Annotated in this window: 13 protein-coding genes, 1 tRNA gene and 1 pseudogene; 9 read left to right on the plus strand and 6 right to left on the minus strand. The window is 36.2% G+C overall.

The genetic code is table 11. The features are described from left to right. Positions 1 to 338: 338 nt before the first annotated feature. The 3 genes from FKV42_RS02300 (at position 339) to FKV42_RS02310 (ending at position 5,597) form a co-directional block, all read left to right on the plus strand. Positions 339 to 2,393, plus strand: coding sequence for a methyl-accepting chemotaxis protein (locus FKV42_RS02300; RefSeq protein ID WP_154808635.1), 2,055 nt, complete (start codon positions 339 to 341; stop codon positions 2,391 to 2,393). Between the two features lie 288 nt (positions 2,394 to 2,681). Next, positions 2,682 to 4,745, plus strand: a complete 2,064-nt coding sequence (locus tag FKV42_RS02305) for a methyl-accepting chemotaxis protein (RefSeq protein ID WP_154808636.1) — start codon at positions 2,682 to 2,684, stop codon at positions 4,743 to 4,745. Positions 4,746 to 5,054: 309 nt separating this feature from the next. After that, positions 5,055 to 5,597 (plus strand): DJ-1/PfpI/YhbO family deglycase/protease, encoded by a 543-nt coding sequence (locus FKV42_RS02310; protein WP_154808637.1) that lies wholly within the window; start codon positions 5,055 to 5,057, stop codon positions 5,595 to 5,597. Between the two features lie 46 nt (positions 5,598 to 5,643). Here FKV42_RS02310 and tnpA read toward each other — a convergent pair. After that, a pseudogene (gene tnpA, locus FKV42_RS02315) lies at positions 5,644 to 6,036 on the minus strand (IS200/IS605 family transposase). 55 nt (positions 6,037 to 6,091) lie between these two features. Here tnpA and tnpB point away from each other — a divergent pair. After that, the gene (gene tnpB, locus FKV42_RS02320; RefSeq protein ID WP_154808638.1) at positions 6,092 to 7,213 is read left to right on the plus strand and encodes an IS200/IS605 family element RNA-guided endonuclease TnpB; all 1,122 of its coding nucleotides are present in this window, start codon (positions 6,092 to 6,094) and stop codon (positions 7,211 to 7,213) included. A 171-nt stretch (positions 7,214 to 7,384) separates the two neighbouring features. Here tnpB and FKV42_RS02325 read toward each other — a convergent pair whose 3' ends face one another. After that, complete coding sequence (locus FKV42_RS02325) at positions 7,385 to 8,152, minus strand: MBL fold metallo-hydrolase (RefSeq protein ID WP_154808639.1); 768 nt, start codon at positions 8,150 to 8,152, stop codon at positions 7,385 to 7,387. An 86-nt stretch (positions 8,153 to 8,238) separates the two neighbouring features. Between FKV42_RS02325 and FKV42_RS02330 the strand changes: the two genes are divergently transcribed. After that, positions 8,239 to 8,322 (plus strand) — tRNA-Leu (locus FKV42_RS02330). 140 nt (positions 8,323 to 8,462) lie between these two features. Beyond that, positions 8,463 to 12,086: a PIN domain-containing protein gene (locus FKV42_RS02335; RefSeq protein ID WP_154808640.1), complete on the plus strand. Its 3,624-nt coding sequence runs from the start codon at positions 8,463 to 8,465 to the stop codon at positions 12,084 to 12,086. 80 nt (positions 12,087 to 12,166) lie between these two features. Here FKV42_RS02335 and FKV42_RS02340 read toward each other — a convergent pair whose 3' ends face one another. Genes FKV42_RS02340 through FKV42_RS13965 form a run of 4 tightly spaced genes read right to left on the minus strand, consistent with a single transcriptional unit; the run spans position 12,167 to position 15,916 of the window. Further along, positions 12,167 to 14,800, minus strand: coding sequence for a DNA polymerase (locus FKV42_RS02340; protein WP_154808641.1), 2,634 nt, complete (start codon positions 14,798 to 14,800; stop codon positions 12,167 to 12,169). Further along, entirely contained in the window at positions 14,793 to 15,125 is a 333-nt protein-coding gene (locus tag FKV42_RS02345) for an HNH endonuclease signature motif containing protein (protein ID WP_154808642.1), read from the minus strand. Before FKV42_RS02345 ends, FKV42_RS02340 begins: the two co-directional genes overlap by 8 nt. Positions 15,126 to 15,137: 12 nt before the next feature. After that, entirely contained in the window at positions 15,138 to 15,779 is a 642-nt protein-coding gene (locus FKV42_RS02350) for a hypothetical protein (RefSeq protein WP_154808643.1), read from the minus strand. After that, positions 15,776 to 15,916, minus strand: coding sequence for a hypothetical protein (locus FKV42_RS13965; protein WP_196214017.1), 141 nt, complete (start codon positions 15,914 to 15,916; stop codon positions 15,776 to 15,778). The genes FKV42_RS02350 and FKV42_RS13965 overlap by 4 nt, the downstream gene beginning before the upstream one ends. 94 nt (positions 15,917 to 16,010) lie before the next feature. On the opposite strand from FKV42_RS13965, the gene FKV42_RS02355 reads away from it, so the two are divergent. The 3 genes from FKV42_RS02355 to cas1 all read left to right on the plus strand — a co-directional run bounded on the left by FKV42_RS02355 (position 16,011) and on the right by cas1 (position 18,107). After that, positions 16,011 to 16,259: a hypothetical protein gene (locus FKV42_RS02355; RefSeq protein ID WP_154808644.1), complete on the plus strand. Its 249-nt coding sequence runs from the start codon at positions 16,011 to 16,013 to the stop codon at positions 16,257 to 16,259. Between the two features lie 112 nt (positions 16,260 to 16,371). Continuing rightward, positions 16,372 to 16,908: a hypothetical protein gene (locus FKV42_RS02360; protein WP_196214018.1), complete on the plus strand. Its 537-nt coding sequence runs from the start codon at positions 16,372 to 16,374 to the stop codon at positions 16,906 to 16,908. Further along, positions 16,905 to 18,107: a CRISPR-associated endonuclease Cas1 gene (gene cas1, locus FKV42_RS02365; protein ID WP_154808646.1), complete on the plus strand. Its 1,203-nt coding sequence runs from the start codon at positions 16,905 to 16,907 to the stop codon at positions 18,105 to 18,107. The genes FKV42_RS02360 and cas1 overlap by 4 nt, the downstream gene beginning before the upstream one ends. Positions 18,108 to 18,126 lie beyond the last annotated feature (19 nt).

Below are 18,126 nucleotides of genomic sequence, written 5' to 3' on the forward strand. Positions count from 1 at the left end.
AAGTCTTCTGTAATATATGATATACAAATATGCCCTGTGTATGTACAACATGAAAGTTATGAATCAGAGTAATTTATAACGTTTATATTTATGGTCGTTTTTTTATAAATTTTAACAATGTAAACATATACATTAATTTTAGCAGTATAAATTGGATATTATCTCTCAGACTGATGTTTTATAATTCTTATTGTCAACCAGGACAACACATTTATATATTTAAATTATCTATATAATTCTGTAGTATATGTGCAACAACTACACACATACACAGATGATTTCATTCACGATTGTTATTATAAATTTATAGTGTATATACATCAACAGGAAGTGGACATTTGAAACTGAATTTGAAAAACATTACAATAAGTAAAAAGATCATTGCACTTGCTTTGATCCTTACTATTTTGCCCGTGACTGCAGTCGGAATATTTGCTTACGAGCAGACTTCTACTGCTATCAGGGAACAACTTCATGAAAGACTTGATGAGCAGGTGTTCATGGAAGAAAAATACGTAGCAACTGTATTTGAGGTTGCAGATGAAACACTTGAATCTAATATAGGTGTTGCAAGGATCAATTTATACAATTATGGAACCCCTTCAATATCAGATAATAATCTTGTCTTTGGGGACACTGTTGTTAATGGAAATAATGAACTTGCAGATCTTATAAAAGAAGAGACAGGTTCTGATTCAACAATTTTCCAGGTATCTGGTAGTTCAGCAGTCCGCATTGCTACAACCATATTAGATGAAAGTGGAAACCGTGCTCTTGGAACAGCTGTTTCTCAGGAAGTTTATCAAACAGTTGTACAGAGAGGGCAGGCCTATATGGGTCAGGCAACTGTGCTTGGTGAACCTTTCCTTACAAGATACGAACCTATCCAGGATAGTTCAGGAAAGACCATAGGTATTATTTCTGTAGCAATTCCTCAAGAACACTATCGTCAGATAATCAAGGAACAGATGGAATCCATCACCTTTGGTGAAACAGGTTACATGTATGTAATAGACACCGATGGTGACGTTATTATTCACCCAACCAGTGAAGGTGAAAACCTTCTTTCAAACGATTTCGTTAAGACAATGGTTTCAGAAAAGGAAGGAAGGCTCAATTATGACTGGGAAGGTCGTGAAAAGGCTATTAGTTTTGCATACTATCCAGAGAATGACTGGATTATTGCATCCGGTACATACGTTGATGAGTTTGAGGCTCCAGTAAGGGCTATCAGGAATGGTCTTATTGCTGCTATCCTTGTATTCATCGTGCTTGGTTCCGCAGCAGGAATTTTCATAAGCAGAACAATCTCAAAGAGCGTTGAAGGAATCGTCACAGACTTCAAGAAAATATCTGATGATGCAATGGAAGGCAGGATTAATTCCAGAGCAGAAACCGATGTAGATATTGACTTTACAGCAATTCCGCTGGGTCTTAATGATATTCTTCAAACTTTAACTGGTGTCATTGATGTTGTAAGTAAGAGTGCAGATAATGTTGCTTCAACCTCACAGGAAATGTCTGCAGCAATAGAGGAAACAACAGCTGCAACTACTCAGGTTGCTGATACTGTAAATGAGATTGCAAGAGGTTCACAGGAGCAATCCGCAAGATCAGAAGATGTTGCAAGAACAATGAATGACATGACTGTTGGTGTGCAGGACATTGCAAGCAATGCGCAACTGGCAGCAGAAGCAGCAAACGCTTCAAGAGACTTCATCACGGAAGTCGGCAATCAGTCAAGAGATATGCTTGTTCAGATGGATGCTATTCAGAACGCTACAAACGACTCTGCAAATGTTATCAGAGATCTTGAGGGCAAATCAAACCAGATAGGCGAAATCGTACAGCTTATTACAAGTATAGCTGACCAGACAAACCTGCTTGCTCTTAATGCTGCTATTGAAGCTGCAAGAGCAGGAGAACATGGACGTGGATTTGCTGTTGTAGCAGACGAAGTAAGAAAACTTGCTGAAGATTCTGGAGCTGCAGCTTCACAGATTTCTGAGCTTATTGCAGAGATTCAGGACGGAACACATGCAGCAGTCGATTCAATGGACTCCGGTACTAAAACAGTGACAGAAGGTGTGACCGCACTTTCAGGTACTGTAGAAGCTGTCCAGAAGATCGTAGAGGAAAGTAACAGGGTTGCTCAGATGGCAGAGAATATTGCTGCTGCTGCTGAAGAGCAATCTGCTTCCATCGAAGAAGTCACTGCAACTGTTGATGAAGTCGCTTCTATCTCACAGCAAGCAGCAGCCGGTACGGAGGAAACTTCCGCAGCAGTTGAGCAGCAGAATGCATCCATGCATGAGCTTGCAAAGAGTTCACAGGAACTTGCTCAAATGGCTGCTGAGATGCAGGAATTTGTTGCAAAATACCAAACAGAGTAATCTCAAGAAGGGTTTTTCCTTCTTCACTCTTTTTTTAGTTAACCTATTTTCTTTTTAATATTATTTTCTTCTCTATTTTTTGTGTTTATTATATAAAAAGATATTAAGTTAGTACTAAATTTTTATTTGCATTGCGTTACAGCATAGCGAAAAACTGCAATTTCCCTCACTAGTTTTATATATTTGAGCTGTAGTATATATCACTGTTCAACTAATACACAAAAACGAATTAAGGACATTTTACATCTGTTCATAATTCTTTTTAAAATTATAACATGGTGATTTAAATTGAAAAAATCTTCCTTCAATCTGAAAAATATATCTATTAACAAAAAGATCATTGCTCTTGCATTGATACTTAGTATTTTACCGGTAACTGCTCTTGGAATATTCGCTTATGAAAAGGCTTCAACTGCCATAGAAGAACAGTTATATGAAAGACTTGATGAACAAGTATGGATGGAAGAACAGTATATAGAAGCTGTTTTTTCAGTCGGCCAGGAAAGTCTGGATTCAAATTTGGGTGTGGCACGCAATAGTTTCTATTCATTAGGTAACCCTATGATATCAGATGGGAATCTATTATTTGGTGATTATGTTGTCAATAGTAACTATGATGTCATTGACGAAATAAAAACAGAGACTGGTGGAGATCTTACTATATTCCAGGTAAAGGATGGTTCAGCTGTTCGTGTCTCAACTACTATCAAGAGTAGTAGTGGAAATCGTGTAGTAGGTACCAGTGTATCCAATGCTGTCTATCAGACAGTTGTGCAGGGAAGCCAGACCTATTCAGGAAGAGCTGATGTGCTTGGTGAATGGTACATGGGTACCTATGAACCTATAAAGGACACCTCAGGAAAGATAATTGGTATTCTCTTTGTTGGTCTTCCTGAAGAGCATTATACACAGGAAATCAGAGAACAGATGTTAGATATCACAGTTGGTGAAACTGGATATATGTATGCGATGGATTCCGAGGGTAACCTTTTGATTCACCCTACCGACGAAGGCGAGAATATGTATCAGGACGCTTTCATACAGGAAATGATTGCAAATAAAGAAGGTAGGATTAGTTATGTTCTGGATGGTCGCCAGAAAGTAATGAGTTATACCTACTATGATGATAAGGACTGGATTGTTGCAACCGGTACATATGTCGATGAGTTCGAAGCTCCTGTAAGAGCTATCAGGAACGGTATTATAGCAGCTGTACTTGTGTTTGCTATTCTTGGCTCTGTAGCAGGTGTTCTTATCAGCCGATCAATATCCAAAGGTGTAGAGGGAATCGTCTCAGACTTCAAGAAAATCTCCGATGATGCAATAGAAGGTAAGATCAATTCCAGAGCAGAAACCGATGTAGATATTGACTTTGTAGATATACCACACGGTCTTAATGAGATTCTTGCTACACTGACAAATGTAATTGGTGTAGTTAGCAAGAGTGCAGAGGGTCTTGCTTCAACATCACAGGAAATGTCTGCAGCAATAGAGGAAACAACAGCTGCAACTACTCAGGTCGCTGACACTGTAAATGAGATTGCAAGAGGTTCACAGGAGCAGTCTGCAAGATCAGAAGATGTTTCAAGAACAATGAATGACATGACTGTTGGTGTGCAGGACATTGCAAGCAATGCGCAACTGGCAGCAGAAGCAGCAAATGCTTCAAGAGACTTCATTACGGAAGTCGGCAATCAGTCAAGAGATATGCTTGTGCAGATGGATGCTATACAACATGCTACCAACGATTCTGCAAATGTAATCAGAGAGCTTGAGGGTAAATCAAACCAGATCGGTGAGATCGTACAACTTATTACCAGTATTGCGGACCAGACAAACCTGCTTGCTCTTAACGCTGCTATTGAAGCTGCAAGGGCAGGAGAGCATGGACGTGGTTTTGCTGTTGTAGCAGATGAGGTAAGAAAACTTGCTGAAGACTCTGGAACTGCAGCATCACAGATTTCCGGACTTATCGCAGAGATACAGGATGGAACTCATGCAGCTGTAGACTCAATGGAAGCTGGTACCAGAACAGTAACACAAGGTGTAAGTGAACTTACAGGTACTGTAGAAGCTGTCCAGAAAATCGTAGAGGAAAGTAACAGGGTTGCTCAGATGGCAGGTAATATTGCTGCTGCTGCTGAAGAGCAATCTGCTTCCATCGAAGAAGTCACTGCAACTGTTGATGAAGTCGCTTCTATCTCACAGCAAGCAGCAGCTGGTACGGAGGAAACTTCCGCAGCAGTTGAGCAGCAGAATGCATCCATGCATGAGCTTGCAAAGAGTTCACAGGAACTTGCCCAGATGGCTGCTGAGATGCAGGAATTTGTTGCAAAATACCAAACAGAGTAAGCAAATAGAGTAAGGAGTGAGTTTTCACTCCTAACTTTTATTTTTTTATTCTTTTTGTTTCATCTTTAACTGATATTGACTATTGTTTGTCATATTTTCTAATTTAAAGCTTTGATTTTACGGGCAGTTGCCAATGTTTTTATATCATAGTTCTATTTCTTCGTAACTGCGTTTAAAATGCGTCAGATATAAGTATTTGAAATGAAAAATATCTCATTATCTGTATAAAAAAGAAGGGTCCTGTGGGATCTGAATTATAAGCCCGAAAGTTGAAAAAAGATATGGGGAAGTTGATAATAAAGTGATAATATGCCAGGATCAGATCTAGATAGCAAAAAAGTTTTAATGGTTGTCGCACAGGAAGGTTTCAGGGATGAGGAGTTCTTTGAGCCAAGAGAAGTTTTTGAGGATGCAGGTGTAACTATTACCATTGCAAGTAAAACTACAAATGAGGCTTCCGGTGTTCTGGGAAGGTCTGTAAAACCTGATGTTGCAATTGCTAACGTAAACATTGCAGAGTACGATGCCATAGTCATATCCGGAGGTCCGGGTTCCAGGAAGTATCTGTGGCCAGATAAAGACCTCAGAGAACTGGTTGCAGATGCATTTGAGCAGGAGAAGATTGTTGCTGCTATTTGCATTTCTCCTGTGGTCCTTGCAAGGGCAGGTGTCCTTGAGGATAGAAAAGCTACTGTGTTTAAGGACCCTGAATCTATAAAGGAGCTTAAGAAGGGTGGTGCTATCTATGAAGACGAAGGCGTGATCATTACAGATAATGTTGTCACCGGAAGAGACCCCGCCAGTGCAGAGGCTTTTGGTGAGGCTGTTCTTGAAGCTCTGGAGAATTTATAAATGGGGCGTAAAACCCCCATGTCTTTAGCATAGGGAATGTAAGCGTCTAATACCCTTGATTCCGTATTATTCTATTACCGCTTCCTTGCAATGTTTGCAATGGTGCTACAAAAATACCCATCGTTCCATAAAGTGTGTTCTTCCCAATAATATTGTTTTAAATGTAACTCATTTTGTTCTCATAAACGATATGTCGATTCCTGTTTTAAACGCCTAATGATAGAATCCTATATTTCGGCTCACTCTTGACGAGTAAATGAATATGGTCTTTGTCTGTCTTCATTTCCACAATTTCAAAATTAGATTTTGTAGCAATCTTTGACAATGAATTTTTTAACTCATTTTCACTACCAATCGAAACATTCTGTCTATATTTACAGACAAAAATAACATGGTACAATAACAAAAACTTACTATGGTTTTTCCTTTTATACTCCACAATATCATCTCATTAACATAAAGTATAAATAACGTTAACTCTAGTATATGTTTGTATGTTAAGAGCTTACAAGTATAGGATGTATCCTACAAAAGAGCAAGAAGAGATGTTCTTTCAACATTTCGGAGCATGTAGATACATCTATAATTGGGCTTTAGAACAGAAAATTAAGACATACGAACAGAACGGTAAATCAATATCAAGATTTGACCTGAATAAAGGAATATCAATGTTAAAAAGAGATGGAGAACACGAATGGCTCAAAGATGTTAATTCGCAGTCATTACAGGGTGCTACTCTTAATCTCGATAATGCTTTTACAAGATTTTTCCGTGAAAAGAAGGGATTCCCGAAATTTAAATCTCGAAAAAATCCAGTACAGGCGTTCAATGTTCCTCAAAATTATAAGGCTGATATTGAAAATAACAGGATATATCTCCCGAAAATAGATTACATCAAAACTATTTTTCATCGACCTTTAGGAGATGGAGACTTAAGAACCGCTACAGTAACACGTACACCCACTGGAAAATATTACATTAGTATTCTTGTAGATGATGGTGCGGAAATTCCGAAAAAACCGAAATTTTCCGTAAACGATACTGTGGGAATAGATGTAGGTATCAAGGATTTCGCTATCACTTCAAATGCTGATAAAATCAACAATCCAAGACACCTTAAAAACTCCATGAAGAGACTTAAAGTTCTATCAAAACGCCTATCTAAAAAACAGAAATGCTCAAAGAACAGAAATAAAGCTCGTCAACAAGTAGCTAAGCTCCACGGAAAAATAAGCAATCAGAGACACGATTTCCAACATAAAGTTTCAACAAAGCTTGTTAGCGAGAACCAAGCAATAGCAGTAGAAACCCTTAATGTGTCTGGTATGCTTAAAAATCACTGTCTAGCTCAACACATAGCTGACGCATCGTGGACTTCCTTCATAACAAAACTCGAATATAAAGCCGAATGGTACGGAAAGACAATTCTCCGTATTGGAAGATTCGAGCCGAGTACAAAAATCTGTAATGTCTGTGGCTACTACAACAGTTCCATAACATTAGCAGATAGAGAATGGGAATGCCCGGATTGTAATACTCATCACGATAGAGACATAAATGCCGCTATCAACATTAAGAAATTTGCTCTCCAAGAGCAGAACTTGATAGGAATATAATTGTCACCGTAGGAACTACGGGAAGAGCCTGTGGACTTGCTTCCGTTGGGAAGGGGAATGAAGCAGGAAGCCACGAAGTCTTTAGCTTCGGGGTAGTTCACAAGCTATAAGCCGGATTCCCAGCTTATTTCTCAAATCTGTTCTATCTAAAACTGATTTTACTTATTATATTCAAACTTCAACTACCATGAGGTCTTTTGCGATTATGACCTCGCCTTTGTAGTATTTTTTTATGTGGTCTGTTGCTTCGCCATAATGTCCCTGCATATGTGGATAAAGGTGTGTAAGATAGAGTTTTTTTGCGGTTAAAGGATATTTTTCCATCATGAGAGTAAGCATGTCAGGTGTGGTGTGGTTGGTCATGGGGAATTCCAGCGGGAAGGAGCATTCGTGTATGAGTACATCCACGTCCTCTGCCAGTTCCATGACATCGTTGCAGGGTTCAGTATCTCCAGTGTAGACCACAGTACTGCTGTTGCTCTTGATACGATAGGCAAGGGAATTGTCGGTGTGTACCGTCTTAGCACATCTGATGGTACAGTTGCAATCCCCGTTAGTGCTCTGTGGTGTGAATTCATCCCCTGGCGAGAGTTCTGTGATCTCTACTGTGAATTTGTCCTTGAGATAGTCATAGACGTTAAGGGTCTTCTCAAACCATTCACGTGTTCCCTTTGGCCCGTATAACCGCATGTCTGTCCTTCCTACAAGCCAGTTGGCCTTGATGAGTGCCAGTACATCTCCTACGTGGTCAAGGTGCAGATGTGTGAGTATTATGGCATCAATGTCTTTATGATCATGCCCGCTCTCGTAAATTCTTCCAAGAACACCGCAGCCGCAGTCAAAAAGCAGGAGATTCTTCTCTGTATCCAGCAGTATTCCGGATTGCACCCTTCCATCCTGTGGTATGCCAGTACCTGTGCCAAGAAACGTTATTTCCATACCTGCTATAATAAGACTTAAGTAACTTAATTGTTATTATCTGGTGTTCAAAACCACATGACCGGCATTCCACTACTATTCTAACTGCGAGGGTTGCCCAGCTGGTCAAAGGCGCCGGACTTAAGATCCGGTATCGAAGGATTTCGAGGGTTCAAATCCCTCCCCTCGCATCGCTTCTAAGGGATATAGGTAACTCAGAAAAATGCAACTTTTAAAAATAAATTGGTGCTAAGTGACTATCTGTGCGAAGTATAAGAATTCTTTAACAAAAGAAAAATTATATCAGCTTTGAAGAAAGTATAGCTGTTTGATGGCAGATAACGATGAGTTTAATGTTTCTACCGATAACGAGGATAGAGCACAATTTGTAACAACTGCATTAAGTTCAGTGCCTTTTGTTGGTGGATTGATATCTGCTTCTGCAAACTACGTAATAAAAAAAAGACAAGACAAAAGATTGTCTGAAGCTTTAAACAAATTTATTACCAATAACATAGAAAAAAAGGTTGAAGATTCAGATTCTAAATACTTATCTCTTCATAATGACTATTTATCTCTTCAGGATGATTTTAGATCCTTTGAGGATAATTTTGATGAACTCAAAGCTGGCATTAAATCGATTGAATCACAAAACTTCGAAAGTGAGTATCAATATCTATTGGAATCACTTCGAGAAAACGTTAAGGAAAATAATCCTACAGAAGCTTTGAAGCGCCTTGGAAATCTAAAAAGTAAAATTTGGGATAAATCACCATCTAACATAAGATATGCTTTGTTATCTATTGAAGCATCAGCAAACTTAAAGTTAAATAGATATCAAGATGCAGGGAAGCTTTTGATAGAAGCTTTTCAATATAGTAGTATTGAAAAGGCTATGGTCAATGCTGCATACGGATATTTTTTATTGAATGATTATTTAAATTCAAAAAAATTAGTTGAAGAAGTATTGGAAAATAATCCCACTAATGCTCGCGCATTCTCGATTCTGATACAAATGTTTACAACTGAAGAAGAATTAGATGCTATTCCCGACTACTTAAAAGAAACACAAGATGTAGCTTATGCTATTGGAAACTTTTTTTTGAAGATAAACAAATTTGAAGAAGCAATAAAGTGGTTAGAAATAGCTATCGTTAATGAAAAAGAAACTATTATAGAAATGCGGCCTCTCTTAGCAAGCATTTTACTTGATATGATTTTGTCCGATTCAGAAAAAATTCAAGAATTTCAATTAAATGAAAAAGATAAGAATACACTTAAAAAAGTGATCGATCTGATTACAACCTCATGGAATTCCATTTCAGATCCAAATCTTCAGAAAATACATGTTGATTGGATAGTTAACAGATGTATTGCCAAACACCTTTTAGGTAATCAGGACGGTTTTAAAGATGATATAAATGATGCTTTTAAGTTCGATCCATCTGATTCAAGGATTATTTATTTTAAAGCTTTAATGGTACTAGAGCACAATGAAATCGAAAAAGCTATTTCTTTACTAAAAGATATTGATTTTGACAAAACCATACCTGAAGTACCATTATTATATTTTGACCTATTAAGAAAACAAGGCAAATTTGCTGACGCAATTACTGAAATTAATGATTTTTTGGAACAAAATGAAGATTTCCAAAAAATAGATTTCCTCTATAGAATTCTTATTTATACATACCTCGACTCTGATGTTGAATCTGAAAATTGTGTTGAAAAAGCAATAGATCTAGCTGATAGTAGAGTAAAAGCCGATCCAACAAACATTGAAAACATAATAGATTTGTCACAATGTCTGGCTAAATCCGGACAGATTGATTCGTCAAAGTCCCATCTAATCAATGCTAAAAATATTATTTCTGATTTTACCCCAACTATTCATTTAATGGAATTAGCAGATGTTTTTTTCAGATTAAATTTATTTGATGATGCATCTGAAATTTATCAAAAATTTGTTGACTCAACTCAAGTTACAGATTTAACTCACAAACTTGTAGAATCATATTACCGATGTGGGGATATTGGAAAAGCCCTTGAAATATCTAAATCATTAAGGGAAGAGTTCGGTATTATTGATCATATTACAAATATTGAAATTGCAATATATCATGATATAGATGATCTTTCTGAGGCTAAAAAAGTTCTAACTGAATATATTTCCAAATATCCAGATGATATGGATATGAAATTGAATCTAGCTTATTTAAATCTTAGATGTAATAACTTAGGTGATGTCGAGAACTTTTTAAATACATCATTTGATATTAAGTCGTTATCTATCGAAAATGGCATACGTTTAGCTCTTTTATTCAATGAAAGAGGATATTTCAAAGAAGCAATTGATATCCTATATGAAATACGGAGATACAATTTTGAGAATGAGAATGTTCATGTCGCTTACATTAAATTAATTCTTTTTAATGAAAAAGAAGAGCGTGAAAATTGGTTATCCCCAGAAAAAGTAGATGCAAATACTGTTGTAATACTTGAAGAAGATGCAGGAAAACAAGTAACCTACATCTTAGATGATCGAAGTGATGTAGATTTCCAAAAAGGAGAGATTGGACTAGAATCCCCCTTAGCTAAACTTATTTTCGGAAAAACAAAAGGTGACAAGATTACGCATAAAACTTCTTTATCTCAAGAAATACTTGAAGTAAAGGATATTAAAAGCAAATATATCCATGCATTCCAAGAGAGTTTAGATAAATTTAATTACCTATTTCCTGACACACAAGCGTTAACAAAAATCTCCTTCCCAAAAATTGAGGAGGAGGGAATCCCTCAAGACTTCCTAAAAACTATTACTGATGTTGTAGTCTTAAGAACGGAAAATAATTCAAAAGCTATAGAATTATATCTTGATAAAAAACTGCCTATTGGAACTCTTGCAACCATAATCGGCCAAACAATTTTTGATGTCTGGTTTGAATTTACAAAAAATGAAGATTTAGGAATTTATTGCTCAATTGGAAACAGTCAAGAAATCAATGAAGCTTTAAACAATCTTGAAAATAGTTCTAAAATTGTAGTCGATCCACTTTCTCTCATCACTGTTTTTACATTAAATATTGGAGATTTAATTGTAGATAGTTTCGGCAAGTTAGGTATTGCCCAATCAACAATTGACTTACTTCATGAAACACTTATAGAACAAAAAAAGATTTATTCAAGAGTACATGGTTTTTTAGTAAATGATGATAAGAACCTCATTTTCAAAGAGACTGATTCAAAAGATGTTGAAGAAAAAATAAATGTATATGAACAAATGTTAAATTGGATTCCTAAAATTTGTGAAATTATACCATGCAAAGAAGCTCTTTCTCTTAAAAAAGATAAAAAGAAAGAATATGATGATTTACTTGGAAGAGCATTTGTTGATACTATTCTTATTGCAACCGAAAATGAGAATATTTTATGTACTGAAGATAAAGTGCTTCGTTCAATTGCTAAACAAGAATTTAATGTTGATGGGATCTGGACTCAACCTTTACTCTTACATTTTCTAAATAATGATATCATTGATCGTAACCAATATAACGAATTGACAATTAAATTGGTAAATTTGCATTATTACCACACCACTATCAATTCAGAAGTTTTAGTAGAAGCAGCAAGAAAAACAAATTGGAAAATTGAAGATTCTCTTAAGAATTTTTTGAATATTCTTCGCGGAAAAAACTGTGATGAAGACTCTGCATTAGCTGTGAGTACGCATTTTCTTTCTGCAATTTGGAATGAAAAAATACCTAGAGAAGATTTGTATGTTCTAACTTTGAATTTACTAAGTGTTATTGTTCAAGAAAGATTTGCACCATTTATTATCGATAAAATAAAAAATAGAGTTAATATAAACATCCATTTATTTTCTTCAGAAGATCGAGAGGAGATCCTTGAATTAATTAGCTTATGGGAAGCTATTTACTATAAATCCATTTTGTAATATTACTCATATATATTTAGAACTTAAATCATTGAATTAACTTGCTAAAATAAAAGCGATCTCTTCCTTTAAAAATATTTTTAAGTAATTATTGATGCAATTCTTTTAATAGCTGGTGTATTAAGATTGATATCCTTATTCACCAGAATCCTATCCTTTATCCTCTTGAAAGTACCTCGATCTACTCCCCATTCTTCAACTTGTGATTGAGACAATTCAAGTATCTTTCTCATAATACATCCCTTGTAAATGAATACCTGTGAACGCTTAACATCTAGGGCCTGTTCATCAATGTTGTTGGCTTCCTTGCCAATGTAAACAACTCCATCAGCGTGAACATGCTTTCTCTCAAGAACCCCAGTATTTCCATCGAACTTATGCTCAAGGTGTTCAGCATATTGCATTATTGTCTTGCTCAATGGCTTGAAATAACGAGATCCTTCTTTGATTTCCCCTGTCTCATAATCAATGAATGGCTCATACACAGTCTTCTGAGAATCTGTAGAAAAAGGCATCAAAGGTTTTACTGCCTTCCCGTTTTCTTCAAGTGCCTGGAATCCTACAAGATAGAAATTGAAAGGCTTGATCTGGTCATTCCATTCCTTACCTGCATTGAATCCCTTGAACCTTCTCAGAACATTTGGAGTTGAAACAGTTAGTCTTGAGATTGCATACAAACCTGAATATTTCTCTTCAATATCAATTCCTGAGATTATTCCATAATTCAATTTGAGAAGATCTTCCCATATCTCAGCCTGCCAATCATCAACAGTTTTTGGGAATGGATTTGTTAAATGCCCAAGTCCATGTAACTTGAAAGACCTCTCACCTTCCATAAACTTGATTGTACCATTCTCATAAGTATAAAGGGCATATCGCTTAGAGGAAATGCCATAGAACCACATGTCTTCTTTTTCAGCCTTCAACAGATCAATATCAAGGTTGTATGGGTTAAGAGGCTGGAAATAGTTTATGATCTCCTGGGCATGTTCAGGAGGAACAAAGATGGAATCAGTATCCATATATGCATGAACTGAACCCAACTCTTTTACTTTGGCTTCTGCCATTGCTAAGAATAACTTTGACCCTGCTGTAATCATGACAGCAAGCAAAGGATGGAAGTAATTGCCTGCTTTCTCAAACCTGTTCTCAGAGGTATTGAAGTCATCCAAACCATAAACCTGAATATCGCTTTTCTTATCCTCTGGATTAAGTTCAATGAAAATACCATAGCTTGTGGCATTAACAAGTATTTTGATAGCCTGTGCTCTGCTTTTCTCTTGTTGTTTGATTTTTTGCCTTTCCTGAACAAGTACCTGAACCAGATTGTCCTTTGAAGGATCAATATCAATTCCAAGTATCTGACTAGTCCTTAATCCCTTCTGAACACCCTTTGGAATATACTTGATAGCTTCAACGATCTTTGGAACTTTGCCTGTAAGAATAACTGAAGCTATAACATCAGGAAGAGCATACCACAATTCAGAATCAGAACTTAGATAATTAACCCCAACGTTATAGCCTGCTCCAGAGCCTTTGTAATCCATCCTTACAGGCAATATGTCATTGTCAGGTACAATCTTAACCATTACAACAAAATCTTTCCAGTTATCTTTATTTTGAAGATAATCAAGATCCACTTTTGAGAGCATGTCCTTAATCTCATTAGTAACAACCTTCATCTCAAGGGATTCAGCAATCATGAACTTCCAGAGATCCATCATCATTGTAACGGTTGGATACATGCTTGTAAAATCAAGAACTGTGACCTTTGTTGGTTGTTTTCTAATCTTACATTCACACCTTCCACCATAATAAGAGGTCATGATGTTTCCGATCATCTCTGAAGGAAATTCAGGATTTAGATCTAAAAACGATTGAATGCCCAGTTGTTTTAGAGCATGTTTTCCTATTGAAGCAGAACTGAAGATTCTGGTTGGTGGGATGTTTATTTGATAACGATCCAACTCATCAATGAGCTTTTCATAGACATGATATGTTGTTTCAACATCTTGAATTAGATAATCAATATATCTCTTGGTTACTTTACCATGTTCAATTCCCTTCATCTTTTTGATGGGAGTATTGAGCTTCTCACCTGCTTTTTCAAGTGAGATATGTTTTGATTGAAGAAGCACCTCAGCCAGCTTTTGAGCATCAAGATAATATCCTGAAAAATACTCTTCACCTTTGTTCTCTTTGGTTGTTGTCAACTTGAAAGTATAGGCATCTCCCATCTTTTTAACAATGATAGGAGGATTTAATTTGTTCTCTGAAAGAGTAAAAGTAAAACCACCTTTGTTTCTTCCTCTTGATTCTCCAACTCTTTTCGAGATCTTACTGGTGTCAAAAGGCAGATTGAAACCAATACAAAGAGCATGCCTCCTAAATATTTCTGTGTAAAAAACATTATCTATAAACTCATCCAAAAGGTAAAGGGGAATTTCATTCATTCTTGCATAAGCTGAAAAAGCATTTTTCTCATTTTCAGTTAGCATTGAAGGATCATAGAACAATCCTTCATGCTGAATGTAGCCTTCCTTGTATATCTGAAAGAAGCCAATCTTGAAATTCTGATATTGATCTATTGTTGTTTCTGTATCAAATACCAAAACCCTATCATGCCTTAATGGGTCTTCTCTTGGTCTAAAGAAAGGATTGCCTGAAGATACCTTGACCTTCAGAGTATATCCCCTTACTGCAATGTTAGACATTTGTAGGCATCTCCATTACAATATCATCTAATCGATCTACAAGTTCTCTCAGTAGGGCTAAGAGTGAAATTGCATTAACCACCTTTTTATTTTCTTCAGATGCATCTTTGGATCTTACTTTAGGACTAAGCCTGTTCTGTTTTGCTGTAACCTTTGAATGACAGTTCATACAGAGTGGCTTGACCACATCTGAATTATTTCTGCCATCTACATGATGCATCTCAATAACTTTCTCATCGTCTTCTCCACATACAGCACATGCCATAGGTGGCTTCTTTCCTTTCTTATATCTGTTAATACTCTTACTGTAAGCTTCTTTATCCATAGTATCCACTCCTCAACTTTGATAAATATCCAAATATTCGGGTTCTTCCTGAGCCTCATTTATTTCATAAAGGCGTTCAAGATCTGTTACAAAGAAATGTTTTGTACCATTTACATCGGTGATATGTATATCAATAAATCTTTTCAATAAACTTGAATCGCCGGTCTTTAAAGCTCTGTTAATTGCATTGAAATATAAACCAATTAGAGTTCTATCCTTTGAATTTGTGGTTACGATTGAAATTTGACCTGCATCTTTCTCATAGATGAGCATTTCAACTTCAATTCTATCTGTTGTGGTTACTTTCCATTTTCCTTTGGATTTATAGAGATATTTTCCAAGATTTCTGATTATGTCTTTCTTGTTAATTCCAGTCTTTTCAACAGCTTTGGAATATGGTACCCCTTTCCTCATAAGCCTGAGAATTTGAAGGCTTAGTTTTCTATCCCGCTTTTGTTGTGAACTTAAACCGTTCCAAGAGCTTGTGCTTAAGTCATGATCCTTAAGCCTGGTATTTCTCAGTTCGTTCAAGCTTAGGGTTGGAAATCTTTCATGGAATCGGATTATCCTTCTAGCATACTCAGAGCTTCTTGGTTCAGCCTTGAGCCATTCTCCATAAGTCTTGTATTCCTTTGAGAAGCGCTTGAGTGTCATTTCTCAGCCTCCATGAGCCTGATGAATGCAATTCTCAACACTTCAGCCTGAGAACATCCGTATTCTTTCGCTTTCTGTACCAACTTACCCTTTAGATAAGGGGAAAGTGTAACCAATATTCTGGTATTCGACTTCATACAATAATCAACATCATAGGAAAGAATATATACAGATTTGAAGTATAGTTTAATGTATAATTTGATATATTTGCCTAATAAGATTGGTGTATTAATGATTAAGAATGAAGTAGATTTTAAGGTAAATACTGAAAATTACTTACACGAAAGTGGGCCTGTTAGGCGGGAGACTTTGATAAATCATCTAATAGAATCCAATGGCTATAGCAGATCTAGTATTGAAAGAAAGTTAACTAATCTAAAAAAGCAAGGGATTATTGTAACCTTGAAGACAACTGAAGATTTTGCTAGATTTGGTATAAAAGAAGAAGATAAGAGATCTGCATATAATCACAAGAGATAGTTTTGAAAGAAAAAGGCATATTGACAAGGTTTTTGAATACCTAGAAAATGGAGATGACATAGACATAGAAACTGCGTTAACAGAAATCAGAAGATATGAAGAACGCTATGTGATGGATTCAAAACAACTTGACAATTTAGTTACTATACTTTATGATAAATCCAATGTTAGAATTATAGATAATATTTTGAGTATTCTCTACAAACATATTATTGTAAAAGAAATACTCCCTTCTGATAAAGATAATTTACTGAAAGTTCTGAAAAAACTCCTATACAAATTCCCAGAAGCTCATCCAAATTATTCAATGATTAGGAGGCATATTCTTCGACTTCTTGGATATTATGAGGATTATGCTGTCGTTGAGCAATTAATCAAAGATACTGAAAATGGTAGATTACCACAATTCAAAAACGATTATTTGACTAATTTTACAACAAATATTATTGAAGTAGGCAGAATTGAACTATTCGAACTTGAAGTAAAGGTGAGAAAATCAGGTGATGAAAAGACAGCTGAAAGTTTGAATGAGATCAGGAATTACGCTATAGAAAATTTAAATGAATCTGGAATAAAAAACCCATTAGAAGCTATTAAGGGTGGAAATCTAAATATTCAATTTAGTGGAATCAAGGGGATCAAAAAATGAAATTCCTTCTTCTAAACGGTCATGGAATCGACATGCGAGTAAATGGGGCTAAACTACACATTAAGGATGGAAGATTCTCAACAACTGATGAACCAGAGGAATATGTATTCTCTCCAAAGAGGATGGATGTTGATAGCATCATTATCTATGGTAAAAATGGAAATCTTACACTTGATGCCATCCGATGGCTCATTAAACATAATGTACAGATATCAATTCTCAATTGGGATGGAAAGTTATTGACAACAATGCTCCCTCCTGATAGCACTAATGTAAAAACGAAATTTGCACAATACCATGCATATGAGACTCAAGAGAATAGAATAAAGATAGCAAGGGCCCTAGTTGAGGCTAAAGTTGATAAATCAACTGTTGTGCTTGAGTACCTAAATCAACGTTATTCTACTGTTGATTTTGATTTATCAACGGATGTTGATAAGCTAAAGAAGGTCAACTCAATAGTTGAAATAATGGGTGTTGAAGGCGGTATTGCTTACAAATACTGGCATGAGTTCTCAAAGGTCATTCCTGAGAAGTATGATTTTGAATCTAGAATCGATTCGAGTCGGAGGGCCACAGGGGCAGGGGATATGGTAAATGCTATGCTAAACTATGGTTATGCTTTGCTAGAAGCGGAATGTCTTAGGGCTATCAATGCTGTTGGCTTAGATCCTCATGTTGGTTTTTTACATGAAATGAATACTGGAAAGAACAGCTTGGCTTACGACCTGCAAGAACCATTTAGATTCCTTGTTGATCTAGCGGTTATCAACCTTGTTGAGTCTGAGAGAATGGAAAAGAAGGATTTCATCAGGACAGAGAATTATTCGCTCAAACTTAGACCTAGTGGAGCTAAGAAGCTAACTAAAGAGCTCAATCTATGGTTCAACAAGAGAGTTAGTTACAAAGGAAATATGACTATGTGGAGTTATGTTCTGTTCCTGAAAACTAGAGAATTGGCTCAGTATTTAGTTGGTAAACGTCAGAATGTTGATTTCATAAAACCACGATATGAGGCTAAACGACAGGACTCAAACGACATACGACAGAAGATATTGAGTATTTCTTATTCCGATTGGAAAAAGCTAGGTTTCTCTAAAGGTACGTTGCATTATATGAAGAAAAATGCTAAGGCAGATAAGCCTTTTACTTTGAATGCTCATGTTAGGGAAAGGTTGGAATTATGGGAAGGATGTTAATATTAAAAAATAATACTAA

This window comes from Methanolobus vulcani, assembly GCF_006546655.1.
Classification (GTDB): Archaea; Halobacteriota; Methanosarcinia; order Methanosarcinales; family Methanosarcinaceae; genus Methanolobus; species Methanolobus vulcani_A.